Origin of the sequence: Chryseobacterium sp. VD8, from assembly GCF_037149975.1 — a bacterium.
In the GTDB taxonomy this organism is placed as follows: Bacteria; Bacteroidota; Bacteroidia; order Flavobacteriales; family Weeksellaceae; genus Chryseobacterium; species Chryseobacterium indicum.
Window position 1 is genome coordinate 1 of sequence record NZ_JBBCQL010000093.1, and the last position, 16,074, is coordinate 16,074.

At 35.7% G+C, this 16,074-nt stretch carries 19 protein-coding genes; 11 read left to right on the forward strand and 8 right to left on the reverse strand.

What is annotated here, in order from left to right; translation table 11 throughout:
• The 4 genes from WFK35_RS11710 to tilS form a co-directional block, all read right to left on the reverse strand.
• On the reverse strand, window positions 1-284 hold a 284-nt coding region (locus WFK35_RS11710), incomplete at its 3' end, for a YHS domain-containing (seleno)protein (RefSeq protein ID WP_336732763.1).
• Between the two features lie 177 nt (window positions 285-461).
• Complete coding sequence (locus WFK35_RS11715) at window positions 462-1,424, reverse strand: redoxin domain-containing protein (protein ID WP_235131743.1); 963 nt, start codon at window positions 1,422-1,424, stop codon at window positions 462-464.
• Between the two features lie 93 nt (window positions 1,425-1,517).
• Complete coding sequence (locus tag WFK35_RS11720) at window positions 1,518-2,078, reverse strand: RNA polymerase sigma factor (protein ID WP_336732764.1); 561 nt, start codon at window positions 2,076-2,078, stop codon at window positions 1,518-1,520.
• A complete protein-coding gene (tilS, locus tag WFK35_RS11725; protein WP_336732765.1) occupies window positions 2,075-3,397 on the reverse strand; it encodes a tRNA lysidine(34) synthetase TilS in 1,323 nt (440 codons plus the stop codon). Before tilS ends, WFK35_RS11720 begins: the two co-directional genes overlap by 4 nt.
• An 87-nt stretch (window positions 3,398-3,484) precedes the next feature.
• Between tilS and WFK35_RS11730 the strand changes: the two genes are divergently transcribed.
• The gene (locus WFK35_RS11730; protein ID WP_235131746.1) at window positions 3,485-4,318 is read left to right on the forward strand and encodes an OmpA family protein; all 834 of its coding nucleotides are present in this window, start codon (window positions 3,485-3,487) and stop codon (window positions 4,316-4,318) included.
• A 262-nt stretch (window positions 4,319-4,580) separates the two neighbouring features.
• On the opposite strand, the gene WFK35_RS11735 is transcribed toward WFK35_RS11730, so the two are convergent.
• Window positions 4,581-4,715, reverse strand: coding sequence for a hypothetical protein (locus WFK35_RS11735; RefSeq protein ID WP_336688394.1), 135 nt, complete (start codon window positions 4,713-4,715; stop codon window positions 4,581-4,583).
• On the opposite strand from WFK35_RS11735, the gene WFK35_RS11740 reads away from it, so the two are divergent.
• From WFK35_RS11740 to WFK35_RS11765, 6 genes are all read left to right on the forward strand, one after another.
• Window positions 4,714-5,361: an O-methyltransferase gene (locus WFK35_RS11740; RefSeq protein WP_336732766.1), complete on the forward strand. Its 648-nt coding sequence runs from the start codon at window positions 4,714-4,716 to the stop codon at window positions 5,359-5,361. The two genes, WFK35_RS11735 and WFK35_RS11740, sit on opposite strands and share 2 nt — an antisense overlap.
• Window positions 5,362-5,443: 82 nt before the next feature.
• Complete coding sequence (locus WFK35_RS11745) at window positions 5,444-6,160, forward strand: C40 family peptidase (RefSeq protein WP_108409490.1); 717 nt, start codon at window positions 5,444-5,446, stop codon at window positions 6,158-6,160.
• A gap of 18 nt (window positions 6,161-6,178) precedes the next feature.
• Window positions 6,179-6,646 carry a DUF1648 domain-containing protein gene (locus WFK35_RS11750; protein ID WP_336732767.1) on the forward strand — a complete coding sequence of 156 codons (468 nt, stop codon included), beginning with the start codon at window positions 6,179-6,181 and terminating at the stop codon, window positions 6,644-6,646.
• Window positions 6,643-6,984: a cupin domain-containing protein gene (locus tag WFK35_RS11755; RefSeq protein WP_336732768.1), complete on the forward strand. Its 342-nt coding sequence runs from the start codon at window positions 6,643-6,645 to the stop codon at window positions 6,982-6,984. Before WFK35_RS11750 ends, WFK35_RS11755 begins: the two co-directional genes overlap by 4 nt.
• Window positions 6,985-6,987: 3 nt before the next feature.
• Window positions 6,988-7,500: a hypothetical protein gene (locus WFK35_RS11760; RefSeq protein ID WP_336732769.1), complete on the forward strand. Its 513-nt coding sequence runs from the start codon at window positions 6,988-6,990 to the stop codon at window positions 7,498-7,500.
• 2 nt (window positions 7,501-7,502) lie between these two features.
• On the forward strand, window positions 7,503-8,732 hold the full coding sequence (locus tag WFK35_RS11765) for a 3-deoxy-D-manno-octulosonic acid transferase (protein WP_336732770.1): 1,230 nt from the start codon (window positions 7,503-7,505) through the stop codon (window positions 8,730-8,732).
• Here the strand turns inward: WFK35_RS11765 and WFK35_RS11770 are convergent.
• From WFK35_RS11770 to WFK35_RS11780, 3 genes are read right to left on the reverse strand one after another with little or no spacing between them, the layout of a single operon-like run.
• Window positions 8,724-9,350, reverse strand: coding sequence for a deoxyuridine 5'-triphosphate nucleotidohydrolase (locus tag WFK35_RS11770; protein ID WP_336732771.1), 627 nt, complete (start codon window positions 9,348-9,350; stop codon window positions 8,724-8,726). The two genes, WFK35_RS11765 and WFK35_RS11770, sit on opposite strands and share 9 nt — an antisense overlap.
• Before the next feature lie 9 nt (window positions 9,351-9,359).
• Window positions 9,360-10,118, reverse strand: a complete 759-nt coding sequence (locus tag WFK35_RS11775) for a glycosyltransferase family 2 protein (RefSeq protein ID WP_336732772.1) — start codon at window positions 10,116-10,118, stop codon at window positions 9,360-9,362.
• A gap of 9 nt (window positions 10,119-10,127) precedes the next feature.
• Window positions 10,128-11,105, reverse strand: a complete 978-nt coding sequence (locus WFK35_RS11780) for an acyltransferase family protein (protein ID WP_336732773.1) — start codon at window positions 11,103-11,105, stop codon at window positions 10,128-10,130.
• 198 nt (window positions 11,106-11,303) lie between these two features.
• Here WFK35_RS11780 and WFK35_RS11785 point away from each other — a divergent pair, with 198 nt between their 5' ends.
• The 4 genes from WFK35_RS11785 to WFK35_RS11800 all read left to right on the forward strand — a co-directional run.
• On the forward strand, window positions 11,304-11,777 hold the full coding sequence (locus tag WFK35_RS11785) for a lipocalin family protein (protein WP_336732774.1): 474 nt from the start codon (window positions 11,304-11,306) through the stop codon (window positions 11,775-11,777).
• A 185-nt stretch (window positions 11,778-11,962) separates the two neighbouring features.
• The gene (leuS, locus tag WFK35_RS11790; protein WP_336732775.1) at window positions 11,963-14,776 is read left to right on the forward strand and encodes a leucine--tRNA ligase; all 2,814 of its coding nucleotides are present in this window, start codon (window positions 11,963-11,965) and stop codon (window positions 14,774-14,776) included.
• Between the two features lie 240 nt (window positions 14,777-15,016).
• Window positions 15,017-15,880 (forward strand): MotA/TolQ/ExbB proton channel family protein, encoded by an 864-nt coding sequence (locus WFK35_RS11795; RefSeq protein ID WP_214587384.1) that lies wholly within the window; start codon window positions 15,017-15,019, stop codon window positions 15,878-15,880.
• Window positions 15,881-15,942: 62 nt separating this feature from the next.
• A partial coding sequence (locus WFK35_RS11800; protein ID WP_336732776.1) for a biopolymer transporter ExbD occupies window positions 15,943-16,074 on the forward strand: 132 nt, incomplete at its 3' end.

The window sequence follows — 16,074 nt, forward strand, 5'->3', positions numbered from 1 at the left end:
TCTCCCATTGCAAACGCACACCAACCGCCATAAATAGGTTCATATTTGGAAGGGCTCTTTTGCAGAAGTTCTTTGTTTTTGGCAGTTGAAGTATAGTAAATAGCTCCGTTTACGTTGACTGCAAATTCTTTTTTACCTTTTACGGCTTTGTTTTGTTCGATGTAAGAAACAGGATCATATCCCTGAATTGCTAATTTGTTGTTTAAATTTCTGTGTTCTGCTTTTTGGGAAAATGCAAAAAAAGGAAGCAGAAATACGAGAACGAGCGTGATTGTATTTTTCATATCAAATGTTTTTATTTTTATTGTTTGTTTTTGTTGACGATTTGCAGCCCGACTTGAGCGGAAATCCTTTTTGCTGCTGGAAATGCTTGGGCAAAAAGATTGGGAGCGGAAGGCGGAAATTGCTGCCATAAAAAATAATAAATGCAATTCGGCGTAGCCAAAAGCTGCCATAAAAAATTAAAGTTGTTTTAAAATATCCTCCAGCGAAGCTCTTTCTTTGTAATCGGGATTGAAATGTCTCCAGATGATTTTTTGATTTTCATCTAAAATATAGGTCGCAGAAACGGGCAGTCTTCCGGAATCATCGGAACGACTTTTCTTGAAATCGTCTCCCAATCGGTTTTCGTAGAAATCGAGCGTTTTTTTCTCGGATGTATACAGAACGTCAAAAAGTTCTGCGATTTTGTAGTTTTCATCATACAAAACGGAATACACGGTTTTGGTTTTGCTGATAGTTTTTGCGATAAACTCAGGTTTTTCAGGAGAAATAATGACCAATCTTGTGTTTTTTGACTGTAATTCGGGAGCAAGATTTTGTAGGCTTTCAACATATTTATTACAATACGGACACCATTGTCCACGAATGAAAACCACCACGGTTTTCTTTTTTTCCTGAGACAGAGAAAATGTTTTTTCAAACTGATCTTTTGCTGTAAAGTTGGGAATCGTTTCACCTACCATTTTGCCCTTCACTTCGCTGATTGTCGGCGTTTTTTTGTCTGAATTTCTTTTCTCTGTAACCGACTTTCCGATATTTAAAAATTGTGTAGCGTTGTAATATCCATATTCGTACTGCACCAGTTCGCCGTTCTGGTCTAAGAAAAGAAAAGAAGGATAATTAACGATTTTAAATTTTTTGGCAAGTTCTGTTCCTTCTTTTTCGGCATCAATATAAAGGCTGATGAAATTTTTATTGAAAAATTCTCCCAGTTCAGGATTCGGGAACGTATTCTTTTTCATTAGTTTACAGGGACCACACCAAGTCGTGTACAGATCGATGAAGATGAGTTTGTTTTCCTGTTGTGCCAGTTTTTTGGCTTCTTCTAAATTTTTAGTCTGAAATTGAATTCCGGTTTTGCTTTGTGCATTGAACGAAATGGCAACTAAGAAAAAGAACGTATAAATTATTTTGGTAAACATAAGATAAAGTATTTACTATGAAGTTCCCAAAAACAAAAAAAATCACCCGGTGAAAAGATGATTTTTTAATTATTTTATTTAATGCGTTGATAATCAGTATTGAAAATTATCGTCTTTTTTTATTTTCCGGATTTGTTCTACACATTTATGCTTTTGATTTTGTGCATTATGCTTGGTGGAATACTTGTATTTTTCCTGTATTTCTTCTATATTTTTATTCTTCATAAAAATATCGTGGATGAGGTTTTGGCAGTGCGAAGAAATTTTATTGATGTAATCATTAAGTTTATCATAATAATTCCTTTCGTTTTCTATTGCCTGGTTGATCTCTTCTTTGTTTTCAAAATAATAGCTTTCGTGCATTTCCACAAAAAAGTTTCGGTTGCGCAATTTTTTCAGCCAAAGGTTTTTGGAAATTCCGGTAACGTAGTTCGCAAGACAAGTGTACGCTTTGAAATCGTCATCGTACAGTTTTTCGTACAGAATAATCAAAGCATCCTGAAAAACATCTTCAGCATCTTCCATATTTCCTTTATTTCCCAAAACAAATTTCCGGGTATAAACGAAATATTTTTGATAAAGAACGCCAAAAGCAACATTGTTGTCTTCTTGGAAATCTTCGATGGCTAAAGCATTTGTTTTTCTTTTATTCATCGTATCTTCAGTGTTTTTTTTGTGTCTTTGGTCGCCATGAAATTTCTGTCCTGCCGGAAAGGAATAATTCCGAGTACGGAATCTTCGCCATCGGTAAGAAGCCAGATTTTTTGCCTTGCTAAAATAGATATTTTTTCGTCCCTAAAAAACTTAGAAACTTTCTTTTTTCCTGAGAATCCCGCGGGAAAAAATTCATCACCGTCTTTCTGTTTTCTTAAACGCAGTGGGAAACGAATTTTCTGAGCATCAAATTCCCACTCAAAGCTTTTATTGATTTGCTCAATTTCAATTATACTTTCGAGATTAAAGGTAATTTGGTTTTCAGAAAAATCAAAATTTTCCATCAGAAGAATTTCATCATTACTTTGCTCTTCAGGTTTCCATTTTCCGTTTTCCATTTTTTTGCTTACAACCAGTTCGTCATAATTGACGATTAGCCGATAGTCTTTTGAAAAAAAAGTGCTTCCGTTTTCAGCTTTAAAAATTTTCGGAATTTCTTCTTCCTGATTGAAACCATATTTTTTTAAAATCTCAAATTTTACAAAATCACTTTCTTGATTCAGCTTGTTTTTAGATAAAACTTTATATTCTTTGTTAAAAACCGAAATCCTGTTTTCGATCTCCTGAATCTGATGCTGAACAAAATCTTTGGTCTGATTTAAATAAAAAGAGCTTTTTTTGAAATTTTCCAGAAAATGATCATTGGTTTCCAGAAGTTTCGGAACAATTTCGTTTCGGATTTTATTTCTTAAATAATCACTTTTCTTATTAGACAGATCTTCACGGTATTCAATATTATTTTCTTCTGCGAATTCGTAGATTTCTTCTTTTGTGAAATTTAGAAGAGGTCTTAAAATATGATTGTCGTTTGCCGGAATTCCGCTAAGACCATTAATTCCGGCTGCTTTCGAAAGATTGATGATGAAAGTTTCCAGTTGATCGTTCAGATGATGCGCCGTAACAAGAAATTCAAGATTTTCTTCTCTTTGAACATTTCTGAAAAATTTATACCGCAGTTCTCTTGCCCAAAGCTGAATAGAATGTTCCGGCTTTTGATCTTTTTCTGAAACTTTATATAAATGAAATTTAACATCGTTTTTCTCACAAAAACCCTCCACCGTTTTCTGGTCAAGATCCGAGTCTTCTCCCCGAAGTTTATAATTGATGTGGGCAACCTGAAAACGAACGCCTAAGTCCTTAAAACAGTGTGCTAAAACCATAGAATCTGCGCCGCCGCTCACCGCAAGAAGATAGCTTCGGTTTTCGGGGGAATCAACAATATTTTTGAGCTGGTTTTTAAAGTGGTCTAGGTTCAGCATGGATCTCCGGAATTTCTTTTATGCAAAGATAATTCATATAATTAAAATGAATTTCGTTACCTTTGGTTCGTCTAAAAATGATTATTTATGAAAATTTTTAAAATTTTAGCAGTATCTGCAATGGTGTTGGGAATGACATCTTGTATCAGCAAAAAGCAGTATGATGCATTAAGCTCAAATTACAAGCAATGTATTGAAAACGTAGGTGAAAGACAGAGAGAAATTCAGGAACTGAAGTCTCAGAATTCAGCTTTGGCAAGTGAAAATAATTTATTGAAAAGTCAGCATGATGCTTTGAAATCTTCATTGGATGCGTGTCTTTCGAACTCAGGGAAAAGCTCTGCGAATATCGACAAGCTAGTTGGAGAAATTAATGCGTCGAACTCTTATATCAAACAGCTGATCTCAAGCAATGCAAAAAACGACAGTTTAAATTTGGCATTATCCAACAAGCTGAAAAGATCATTGGATAACGTAGCAGACAGCGATGTTCAGGTGAAAGTTCTGAAAGGGGTGGTAATGATATCACTTTCAGACAAAATGTTGTACAAAACAGGAGATTACAACGTTTTACCTGCCGCTCAGGAAGTGTTAGGAAAAGTAGCTAAAGTAATCAACGATTACGATAAATATTCTGTTCTTATCGAAGGAAATACAGATAACGCTCCTTTAAGCTCTCCGAATTTACCAAAAGACAACTGGGATCTTTCTGCTTTAAGAGGAACAGCGGTTGCTAAAGTTCTTCAGACTCAGTTTGGAGTAGATCCTGCAAGAATTACAGCAGGTGGACGTTCCGAATACAATCCTAAAGCGACTAACATGAGCGTTTCGGGAAGAGCGGAAAACAGAAGAACAGAGATCATCATTATGCCTAAGCTTGATGAATTTATGAAACTTATGGATATTACTCCTAAGAAATAATTTAAGATCAACATTCAGTTATAAAAACAAATCCCGAAGCAATTCGGGATTTGTTTTTTTGAGATAAATCAAATTAGTTCTTCTTTTTTCAGCAAAGAAATAATTTTTTGAAAAAATGAATTGGATATTTCCGGTTTAGTTTTTTTAGAAAAAGAATCCACAGTGCTTTTAGGCACTGTAGTCTTCTGATTTCTCTGGTTAATTTGTTTTTTCCCTGCAAGCATTATACCGTGTGTTTTTACCCTTCAATGCAAAGTTATGCTTATTCCGAGATGAGACCATCCGTATTTTTACGGTAATTGCCATGGGGATTTTCCCATGTCTTCAGAATCTTCAGGATTGTTCCTGCTTTTTTGTTATATTTAAGTAAATTTGACGGAACTAAAATTTGCAGCATGAGCTTTTTTGAAGAAAAACTTCCTGAAATGGACAGGTATCTGGAAACACACGCTTCATCGGAACCTGAAATTCTGAGAAAACTGAGAAGGGAAACATATCAGAAAACCACACAGCCACACATGATTTCCGGTTATCAGCAGGGAAGATTGTTAACCATTATTTCGCAGATGATGCAGCCGAAAAATATTCTGGAAATAGGGACTTTTACCGGCTATGCAACGCTTTGTCTGGCAACCGGCATGGCGAAAGACGGAAAAATTACTACTTTGGATGTGAATGAAGATTTAGCGTACCTTCCAAAAAAATATTTTACGGAAAGCGAGTATGCTTCTCAGATTCATTTTAAGCTTCAGGATGCAAAAGAATTTTTAAGAGAAACCGATGAGGTTTTTGATCTGGTTTTTATTGATGCTGATAAAGAAAACTATGCAGAATATTTCAGATTAATAAAGCCAAGGACAAAATCGGGATCGGTGGTGATGTTTGATAATGTTCTCTGGTATGGAAAAGTTCTGGAAGAAAATCCGAAACAGAAATCTACGCAGGTCATTAAGGAACTGAATGATTTGATCGCAAAAGATGATGATTTTGAAAATCTTATTTTACCTTTGCGTGACGGGCTGAATTTTTTACGCAGAAAGTAATTTGAGGTTGAGTTTAAGGTTAGATTTACAGCGTATTTTCTCAACCTGAACCGAAGTCTTAACCTTTTAATTGAAAAAATAAATGGATAAAGGAATTTGTGTTGTTACAGTAGCTCCCGTTCGTGCAGAAGGTTCGGACAGAGCAGAAATTGTTACGGAAATATTGTTTGGGGAAAGTGCAGATATTCTGGAAGTTAATAAAAACTGGACCAGAATAAAAATGCATTATGACGGCTATGAAGGATGGATGGATACGAAACAGCTGAAACCTGTAACAGACGAATATCTGGCTAAAAGAAAAGTAACCGTTGTAACTGAAGATTTCTCTTCTGTTTTAATGAACGACGGCAAAACGCTTCTTTCCATGGGTTCTGAAGTGGAATTTCCTGCGGTGGCATCGAGAAGAAGCCACGACGTGCGCGAAAGTATTGCTTTAACGGCAAAAGAATTTCTGAACGTTCCGTATTTGTGGGGTGGCAAAAGCTTCTTTGCCGTAGACTGTTCAGGTTTTACTCAGTTGGTTTACAAAATTCATGAGATAAAATTACCGAGAGACGCTTCGCAGCAGGTTGAAGTGGGTGAGTCATTAAGCTTTGTGGAAGAAAGTCAGCCGGGAGATCTGGCGTTTTTCGAAAATCCGGAGGGAAAGATTATCCACGTCGGAATTATGTTGGATAACCAGAGAATTATTCATGCTTCCGGAAAAGTAAGAATCGACACGCTGGATTCTACAGGGATTTTCAATAAAGAAATGAACAAGCATACTCATAAACTGAGGGTAATAAAAAGTTTGCTTTAATTTAAAAATCTGTCTGAAATGCAAAATATTCTCTTTACGGTTTTTGATATTTTTAATTTCGGACTGCTTGTTTTTTTGTGGTGGTTTACGGTGAAACATTATAAATCACTGCCGAATATTATTCCTATTCATTTCGATTTTGACGGAAAAGCTGATAATTTCGGAAGTAAGAAATATGCCTTTTTAATGCCTGTCGTTTTAACCGGACTTTACTTCTTATTTGCTTTTATTGTGAGAGATCCGGAATCTGCCAATTATCCTGTTAAAATTACTGAAGAAAATCAGGATGCCCAGTTCATGATCATGGAAATTTTTATCAGATGGTTGTTCATGATGATCACATTACTATTTTTAAACAGTCAGGATTATATGTTCCGTTATTCTGTTGATGAAAACGTAAAACCAAGAGTTCCGATGTCTTCGGCAATCTTTTCGGTGATTGGAAGTTTAATTATTTTGTTCGTTTTTGTAGGCATTTTCAAATGATAAAATCTAAAAATAATTCCGAGCATTATATCTGGGGAGATAGCTGTGATAGCTGGATTCTGAAAAACGATGTCCATTTATCAGTAAAACAGGAAATCATGCCTTCCGGAGCTTCAGAAAAACTGCATTTTCATCATTTCGCAGAACAGTTTTTTTACATTTTAAAAGGAAAAGCCGTTTTCTTTATTGATGGTGAAAAGTTAACCGTAAAAAGTGGCGAAAGCATTACCATTACACCAAAATCTAAACATTATATTGCTAATGAATCTGACGAAGATCTGGAATTTTTAGTTATTTCCAGTCCTTCGACTGATAATGATAGAATAAACATTAAATAACGCATGAATAAAACTCTACTCGAAATTACACAGACGAAAAATACGGGTCTGTCCGAAGTTTTGGTCAATTGGAAAAATTATGATCAGAAGACTTTTATTTTGTCTTTGGCGGAACTGAAAAAAAGAAATGTTCCTGTTAATGAGCAAATAGAATCTCTTATTTCCGACTTTTCACAAAACGCAGGAAAGCCTTATGAAGAAATAGAAAAGGAATTTTTTGAAACCAATGGAACGAAAGATTATGCTGAATATGTTTCTGAAAATACAAAGGTTCCTGAAAAGACGGATGACGAAAAGTTATATCTTGAACAGTTAAGGAGACTGAGAATAGCACAGATTGAACAACAAGAGCAAAAACAGGCGAAGAATGATGTTTTATACGGCGGTCTTTGGTTTGCCGGAGGATTAATCGTTACCATTGTTTCGCTTAGTAATGGAAACGGAGGGATTATTGCTTACGGAGCGGTAATTTTTGGAGGAATTCAATTTTTTAGAGGTTTAAGCAAAAGCTTGTAATAATGTCTTTCTTTTACAACATATTTATCCATCTGCTCATCTTCGGAATGAAGGTTTTTTCTTTATTTAATGACAAAACTAAAAAAGGCGTTGAAGGCAGAAAGCAGTCTTTAGAAAAGGTAAAATCTGGCTTTAAAACATCCGATAAAGTAATCTGGATGCACGCTTCAAGTCTTGGAGAATATGAGCAGGGACTGCCTGTTTTGGAGCAACTGAAAGAAAGGTTTGCGGATCATAAAATTTTAGTCACTTTCTTTTCTCCATCCGGTTACGAAAACGTGGTAAAAAAGAAAAATATTGCCGATGTGATCTGTTATCTTCCTTTTGATAAGAAATCTGGTGTAAAAGAATTTACAGACCAGTTTGATGTTCAACTATTTTTTACGGTGAAGTATGATTACTGGTATAACCTTCTTGCGGAGCTGAAAAATAAAGGAGCGAAAACGTATGTAATTTCGGCTTTGTTCTATGATCGGCAATCATTTTTTACATCGTATGGAAAATGGTTTGTAAAGCAGCTTCAGGAAAATATCGACTGGTTTTTTCATCAGACGCAAATGTCTTTTGCTTTGGCTAAAAGCATAGGATTAACGAAATCTTTGGTAACAGGAGACACAAGATTTGACAGGGTAAAACAACTTCGGCATCGTAACAATCACGTCGCTTTTATTGAAGATTTTATTGGCGAAGATAAAACCGTGGTTTTCGGAAGTTCGTGGCAGGCGGAAGAAAAAATTGCGCTGGAAGTTTCGCAGGGAAGTCCTTACGCAAAATTAATTATTGCTCCTCATGATCTGAAGAGAGTTTCCCATTTGAAACAGCTTTTTCCGGAAGCCATTTTATACAGTGAAATTAAAAACTCTGTTGAGAATTTTAACTCGAATATTTTAATTATCGACAGCATTGGTCTGCTTTCAAAGCTCTATTCTTACGCGGATATTGCAGTTGTGGGCGGAGGTTTTCATGATGCGGGACTTCACAATATTCTTGAGGCGGCAACTTTCGGTGTTCCTGTAATTTTTGGTAATCATTACAGGAAAAATCCTGAAGCAGACGGTCTCATTTCAGCCGATGGCGGAAGATCTTTTGAAAATGAAGGTCTGGCTGCAGATTTTGTTCTGTTTTTAATTAATAATGAAGATTCCCTTCAGACAATGTCTGAAAATGCTGAAAAATTTGTCTCTGAAAAGCCCAATTCTACAGAACTGATCTTACAGAAAATTTTATCGTAAAAATCCCTGATTTTTAATGTCTTTGATGATCTGGTCAAAATTTTCCGGAATCTTATCGCAGGTCAGCCAGTTAAAATCGATCCCGTTGTTAATGAAAAGCTTTGATAAATATGTATTCTCAAGGATTTTATCTTTTAAATTATCCAGATGCTCATCAATTTCCATCCAGTAATCGACATCCAGTTTTTTGGTTAAAAGTAAGGCTTTCACCACTTTATTAATGATGTAGAGATATAATTTGTAAACATTATCGAATCTCTGGCGGCTCAGATCTTCGTTATATTCTAAAATCTTATTAATCAACAATAAATTAAGAGAAACTTCCCCAAACTTATCGGTTGTTATTTTTACATGCTCTGTGATTTCAGCGCTTATTTTACGGATAATTCCAAGGAAATATTTCTGATTGCTGATGTATTTTGATGCCAGTACAACTTTTTCAGAAACAATTTCTTCCATTGCATCCCTTTTGTTATCTGTAGTTTCAGGATCAATAAGTTCGAAGTATAGTTTTTTAGATAAAAGTTTGTCTTTTTTTAATAATCTGAAAATCAGGCGGTCTTTTTCTACAGAAGAAAAATTGCTCAGAGCAGCCTTGAACTCTTTTGAATATTCCATTCAATAAATTTAATTAAAAATTTTCGAATATTTTAAAAATCCGTTGAATGCCCAGTTTGCCGTATAATATAAAGACTTTGTAACGGAAAATCCCATGAAATCTTTATACACCAGATATTGATCTCTGATGATGTTTTTCTTCTTTCTGGAAACGCTGTTTTCGCGCATCCTGTATTTAGCGAGTGTTTTATTCAGAGGATAGCCTTTCGGGATTTTTTTCAGAAGATTCAGCCACATTACATGATCTTCGCGTTTGCTTTTTACAGGAAAGAAGAATTTTCCCACTCTTTTGGTATCGTACATCGTAGAAACCGGAGCCAGTCTGCAGGTTTTAAGCAGGTTGGAAAAGGTAACGATTTTGTCGGCTTCAAAATCTTTTAAAATCGGTTCCATCGTATGTTCATCACATCTGGAATAATTGCAGTATACCAATTCTGCATTGTTTTTATCCATAAACCCTATCATCTCCTCAAGATATTCGGGATACCAGAAATCATCGGAATCCAGAAATGCGATATAGCGTCCTTCCGCTCTTTCAAGGCTTTTATTTCGGGCATTTCCTGCGCCTCCGTTTTTTTCAAGAACATGTAATTTTATTCTGGGATCATTGTACTTTCGGATCAGATCAACGGTGTCATCTTTAGAACGGTCGTCCGAGATCAGCCATTCCCAGTTTTCATACTTCTGATTGAGTACAGACTGTATGGTTTCCTCTATAAATTCCGCCGAATTGTAGGAGGGGGTAATTATTGAAACTAAATCTTTCATCCTGTGTTTTTATAAAAATTTTTTCTCGTAAAAATGCCATGAGCTTACCCCAACAGCAATAACAACCATCATACAAACAACAGCCATCACGTAAGGATTGTAATCTTTAAATAATCCCAGTGTGGTAAAAGTTCTGATGATCGGGAAGTGGAAGATATAAATTCCGTAGGTAAAATCGCCGTACTTTCCGAAATTATTTAAAAATTTAAAAGAATACGCGATGTACAGAACGATAACCCCGATCATCATCGGAGAAAAAAGCTGAATATCTGTAAATAAATCAATCCACACTGTTGCTATGGCGATAATAAAAAGCGTGTTTTTGTATTTAATAAATTTATCGAAATTAAAATAAATCAGCATTCCCGGTATAAAATAGGAGAGGGTTCCCGGAAGTTGTTTTGCCATTGAAATTTTCCCCTGATGTTCAAAATAATTAAGATAAACAAGGGACAGGAAATACAGGATGATTAAACTGATGTTTCTGTATTTATTGTTTTTTTCGAACAGTAAAAATATAAGCGGTACTGCAAAATAATAGCACATTTCTATTTTCAGTGTCCAGAGTGCTCCGTTCACTGCCTGATTTCCGAAAACTCCGGGAAGCCACGGTGCTTTAAAATTTAAAAAGATGGAATTCCAGAAAAGATATTTGTAAACCTGCGTATTGGTAAAATATTCCCTGAAAGAATAACTGCTTACAAGACTCAGTAAAATAGCACAAAGAAAAACAACCAGTAAATAAGCGGGAACAATCCTCCTGATTCTTTTGCTTATATAGCTTTTGAGACTGGAAGAACGCTCATAACTTCTTGCAATTAAAAAACCGCTCACTACGAAAAATCCGAAAACAGCAACTTCGATAGGACTGTGCTCCAGAAATTTCAGCTCCGGAGAAACGCTTAAAGCTCCGAGATGTCCCAAAAAAACGATAAAAGCGAGGAGAACACGGATAAAATCAAAATTGTTTTTCGTAATGTCTTGCATTTGCATTTGTTTGCTACAAAAATAGTTTTTTTCGCAGAAACATAATATTGAAGACGATGAATGTTTGCCAAATCAGGGAAAAACATCCGTTTTAAAATATCAATACACAGAAAATAATAAATTTTAATAATATTTCTTTAAAAAAATTGTATAATAATATAAATAAATCATAATTTTAGCGCTTGAAAAATTTGATATATGAAGAAATTAGCATTATTATTTGCAGGTTTATCATTATTTGTAGCGACAGGATGTAATAACAACGACGAAACGGTACTCGAGGCTCCGTTGGTAGGAGTCTGGCAGCCGGTGAAAAAAGTTGTAACTGTAGTTGCAACAGGACAGGTTCCTGTTTCGGACGGTATTTCTTTTGACACAACTTGCCAGAAAACTTCAAGATGGACGTTCGCTTCCGGAAATGCAGGGAAAAGAACGGATATGGGAGACAGCGCAACACCGGGAACCTGCACGCCGACTTTCGACAGAACATTGACTTATACTTACGATAAAGACAGCAAAGCTATTCAGATAAAATATCAGGGTATCGTTCAGCCGGATCAGGGAAAAATCATCAGCATCAGCGATACTGCATTAAATATCATGTTTGAAGATAAAACAGATCCTACAAAATTCCATTCTGAAACCTATACATTCAAGAGAGTCACTCAGTAATAGTCTGATTTATCAATATAAAATACAAATCTCATCCACGGATGGGATTTTTTTGTGCATTATTTAATCAAATTTAAATTTCCATTTCTTTTAAAATCATTATTTTTGTGCATCTTGATTTTGGAATTAATAATGAAAATTAAATCTGATCTCTAAAGTCTAACATCTAACATCTATTATAAAAAGTGTTTTACGATCATCAGCAGATAGAAAAAAAGTGGCAGAAGTACTGGGAAGAAAATCAGACCTATAAAACTTCCGATAACACAGACAAACCTAAATTTTATGTTCTCGATATGTTTCCGTATCCATCCGGAGCGGGACTCCATGTAGGACATCCTCTTGGATATATTGCTTCCGACATTTATGCGAGATACAAAAGACATCAGGGTTTCAATGTACTTCACCCTGTTGGTTACGACAGTTTCGGGCTTCCTGCTGAACAGTACGCTATTCAGACAGGGCAGCATCCTGCGATTACGACTGAGCAAAACATTACAAGATACGAAGAGCAGCTTAGAAAAATTGGTTTCTCATTCGACTGGAGCAGGGAAGTGAGAACATCCGATGCTTCTTATTATAAATGGACACAGTGGATTTTTATTGAACTGTTCCATTCATGGTATAATAAAGATACCGATAAAGCGGAACCTATTTCATCTTTAATTAAACGTTTTGAAGAAAAAGGAACGGAAGGATTAAATGCCAGTCAGAACGATGAATTAAATTTCACGGCTGAAGAGTGGAAAGAAGCTTCGGAAATTGATAAAGAAGACATCTTATTAAATTACCGTTTGGCTTACAGAGCGGAAACCACCGTGAACTGGTGTCCTGCTTTGGGAACTGTTCTGGCAAACGATGAAGTAAAAGACGGAAAATCCGAAAGAGGAGGTTTCCCGGTTTTCCAAAAGAAAATGATGCAATGGAGCATGAGAATTTCTGCGTACTCTGAAAGATTATTGCAGGGATTAAAAACTCTTGACTGGCCACAACCTTTGAAAGATTCTCAGGAATACTGGATCGGAAAATCGCAGGGAGCGCAGGTGAGATTCAATGTGGAAGGACATGACGAAATCGTTGAAGTGTTTACAACAAGACCGGATACTATTTTCGGAGCGACTTTTATGGTTCTGGCTCCCGAAAATCCTTTGGTGGAAACCATCACAACTGCAGAGCAAAAAGCTGAGGTAGATTCTTATATTGAAGAAACTTCCAAGAAAACGGAACGAGACAGAATGGCGGACGTGAAAAATGTTTCGGGCGCTTTCACTGGAAGTTATGCTTTAAATCCTTTCAGTGGGGAAAGAATGCCGATCTATATTTCAGATTATGTTTTGATGGGTTATGGAACAGGTGCTGTAATGGCGGTTCCTGCACATGACGAGCGCGATCACAGATTTGCAAAGAAATTTAACTTAAAAATTAAGAAAGTCGTGGAAACGGACGAAGATGTTCAGGAAGCTTCTTTCGATTCTAAAGATTCAGTTTGCGTAAATTCTGACTTCTTAAATGGATTAAATTATAACGATGCAAAAGCATTGATTATTTCAGCTATTGAGAAAAAAGGAATCGGACACGGAACAACGAACTACAGACAGCGTGATGCGATTTTCTCAAGACAAAGATATTGGGGAGAACCGGTTCCTATTTATTACAAGGATGGAATGCCTTATACATTGCCGACTTCCGCTTTGCCTTTGGAACTTCCTGAAGTTGAAAAGTATTTGCCGACTGAAGACGGAGATCCACCTTTAGGAAATGCAAAAACGTTTGCGTGGGATGAAGCCAACCAAAAAGTAGTCGATACGAATTTAATTGACGAAAAAACAGTTTTCCCATTAGAATTATCTACAATGCCGGGTTGGGCAGGAAGCTCATGGTATTTCTTAAGATACATGGATCCGAAAAATGAAGAAGTCTTCACTAAAAAAGAATTGTCAGATTATTGGGGACAGGTAGATTTGTACATCGGAGGAAGCGAACACGCAACAGGACATTTATTATATTCCCGTTTCTGGAATATGTTCTTAAAAGACAGAGGATATATTAATCAGGATGAGCCTTTCCAGAAGTTGATTAACCAAGGAATGATTTTGGGGATGAGTGCTTTTGTTTATAGAGTTGACGGAACTAATCAATATGTTTCTAAAAATTTAGCAAAAGATTATACAACTCAGGCAATCCACGTTGATGTATCATTATTAAAAGGAACTTCTGATGAATTAGATACTGAAGCTTTTAAAGCCTGGAGACCGGATTACGCAGATGCGGAATTTATTTTGGAAGATGGAAAATACATCACAGGTCGTGAAGTGGAAAAAATGTCTAAATCAAAATACAATGTGGTAAATCCTGACGATATTTGTAATGAATACGGAGCAGACGGTTTAAGATTGTATGAAATGTTCTTAGGACCGCTGGAGCAATCCAAGCCTTGGAACACACAAGGTCTTAGTGGAGTATATGGTTTCCTTAAAAAATTCTGGAATTTATATTTTGCCGGAGATACTTTCTCGGTTTCCGATGAAGAGCCAACCAAAGCGGAATACAAAGTTTTACATACCTTAATAAAGAAGGTGGTTTATGATATTGAAAACTTCTCTTTCAATACGTCTGTATCTTCTTTTATGATCGCTGTAAACGAATTGCAAAAAATAAAATGCAACAAACGCAATATTTTAGAACCTTTAGCCGTTATCATTTCTCCGTATGCACCTCACATCTGTGAAGAGCTTTGGAACTTATTAGGGCATCAGGATTCTATTGAATTTGAAAAATTCCCTGTATTGAACGAGGATTACTTAGTGGAAGACGAAATTTTGTATCCGGTAAGTGTAAACGGAAGAATGAAGTTTAAAATTTCACTTTCTGCACAGCTTTCTCCGAAAGAAGTAGGGGAAGTTGTACTTAAAGACGAAAAAATGCTGCAGATTCTGGAAGGTAAAACCCCGACGAAAATCATTGTAGTTCCTCACAGAATTGTGAATATAGTAATTTAAAAAAAAATTAACATTGGCAAATTAAAAAAAATGAAGGCTTAAATTTTTTGATTTTTTAACGTAAATGCTAAAATTGAAAAATATTACCAAAAAAAGAGAAAATAATTATAATATCGAAAGTGTATTAAAATTTCTTTATCAAAAAAATGGCAAATGTTTATTTAAGACTCTTGCATTTTAATTATTTTTGCCTTTAATTTACACCTTGTAAAATTTTAAAACAATATAATTTAGTTAAATATGGAAATGAATGTTTCAAAAAATGATGAGCAAGTAATTGCTAGAAAGTCGGGAGGTTTAAACCCAGCTGTAATTATTCCTATTATCTTTGCAATAGGAATTTGTATTTATTTATTCGTTTTGGGAAGTCCAGGTAACTTTAAGGATGCCGATAAGTTAGGTGCAGGGTCTGTTGCTTTCTCTGATGTTGAAGGAAAAGACATTCACCCGGAATCGTTCTTAGGGATTATCTACAAAGGAGGGGTTATTGTACCTATCTTGATTACTTTCATGCTTACCGTTATTGTTTTTTCAATTGAAAGAGCTTTAGTTTTAGGAAGAGCAGCAGGAAAAGGTAACCTAGATAACTTCGTTGTACAGGTAAGAAGCTTACTAAACCAGAACAAAATTGATGAAGCTTTAGAAGAGTGCGACAGACAGCAGGGTTCTGTTGGTAACGTTGTAAAAGAAGGTCTTACGACTTACAAAGCTTTATCTCACGATACTACTTTAAACAAAGAGCAAAAAATGGTAGCGCTTAACAAAGCAATCGAAGAAGCGACAACTCTTGAAATGCCAATGCTTGAGAAAAACATGATGATCCTTTCTACTTTAGGTACTGTTGCAACGTTAGTAGCACTTTTAGGTACGGTAATCGGGATGATCAAGGCGTTCTTCGCATTAGGTTCAGGAGGTGGTACTCCGGATGCTGCTGCACTTTCTACTGGTATTTCTGAGGCTTTGATTAACACAGCTTTAGGTATTGGTACTTCAGCTATCGCTATTATTCTTTATAACTTCTTTACTTCTAAAATCGACGGATTAACTTATAAGATCGACGAGATCGCAATGAGTATCCAACAGTCTTTTGCTGAATTCAACTAAGAATTTTTAGCAAGGAATTTGCATTAAGTAAAAAGAAGTTTAATTAAAAATCATTAATAATAATGGCGAGAGTCAAACCAAAAAGACATGGAGTAGTGACGGATTTGACGGCAATGTGTGACGTTGCGTTCCTGCTGCTTACGGTCTTTATCTTGACCACTCAGTTTAAAAAACCTGATGTGGAGCAGATTAAA

Bases quoted from the DNA above. Each gene is read 5' to 3' on its own strand.
- WFK35_RS11715 (WP_235131743.1), bottom strand. From the start codon at position 1,424: ATGTTTACCAAAATAATTTATACGTTCTTTTTCTTAGTTGCCATTTCG.
- WFK35_RS11720 (WP_336732764.1), bottom strand. From the start codon at position 2,078: ATGAATAAAAGAAAAACAAATGCTTTAGCCATCGAAGATTTCCAAGAA.
- tilS (WP_336732765.1), bottom strand. From the start codon at position 3,397: ATGCTGAACCTAGACCACTTTAAAAACCAGCTCAAAAATATTGTTGAT.
- WFK35_RS11730 (WP_235131746.1), top strand. From the start codon at position 3,485: ATGAAAATTTTTAAAATTTTAGCAGTATCTGCAATGGTGTTGGGAATG.
- WFK35_RS11740 (WP_336732766.1), top strand. From the start codon at position 4,714: ATGAGCTTTTTTGAAGAAAAACTTCCTGAAATGGACAGGTATCTGGAA.
- WFK35_RS11735 (WP_336688394.1), bottom strand. From the start codon at position 4,715: ATGCTGCAAATTTTAGTTCCGTCAAATTTACTTAAATATAACAAAAAA.
- WFK35_RS11745 (WP_108409490.1), top strand. From the start codon at position 5,444: ATGGATAAAGGAATTTGTGTTGTTACAGTAGCTCCCGTTCGTGCAGAA.
- WFK35_RS11750 (WP_336732767.1), top strand. From the start codon at position 6,179: ATGCAAAATATTCTCTTTACGGTTTTTGATATTTTTAATTTCGGACTG.
- WFK35_RS11755 (WP_336732768.1), top strand. From the start codon at position 6,643: ATGATAAAATCTAAAAATAATTCCGAGCATTATATCTGGGGAGATAGC.
- WFK35_RS11760 (WP_336732769.1), top strand. From the start codon at position 6,988: ATGAATAAAACTCTACTCGAAATTACACAGACGAAAAATACGGGTCTG.
- WFK35_RS11765 (WP_336732770.1), top strand. From the start codon at position 7,503: ATGTCTTTCTTTTACAACATATTTATCCATCTGCTCATCTTCGGAATG.
- WFK35_RS11770 (WP_336732771.1), bottom strand. From the start codon at position 9,350: ATGGAATATTCAAAAGAGTTCAAGGCTGCTCTGAGCAATTTTTCTTCT.
- WFK35_RS11775 (WP_336732772.1), bottom strand. From the start codon at position 10,118: ATGAAAGATTTAGTTTCAATAATTACCCCCTCCTACAATTCGGCGGAA.
- WFK35_RS11780 (WP_336732773.1), bottom strand. From the start codon at position 11,105: ATGCAAGACATTACGAAAAACAATTTTGATTTTATCCGTGTTCTCCTC.
- WFK35_RS11785 (WP_336732774.1), top strand. From the start codon at position 11,304: ATGAAGAAATTAGCATTATTATTTGCAGGTTTATCATTATTTGTAGCG.
- WFK35_RS11795 (WP_214587384.1), top strand. From the start codon at position 15,017: ATGGAAATGAATGTTTCAAAAAATGATGAGCAAGTAATTGCTAGAAAG.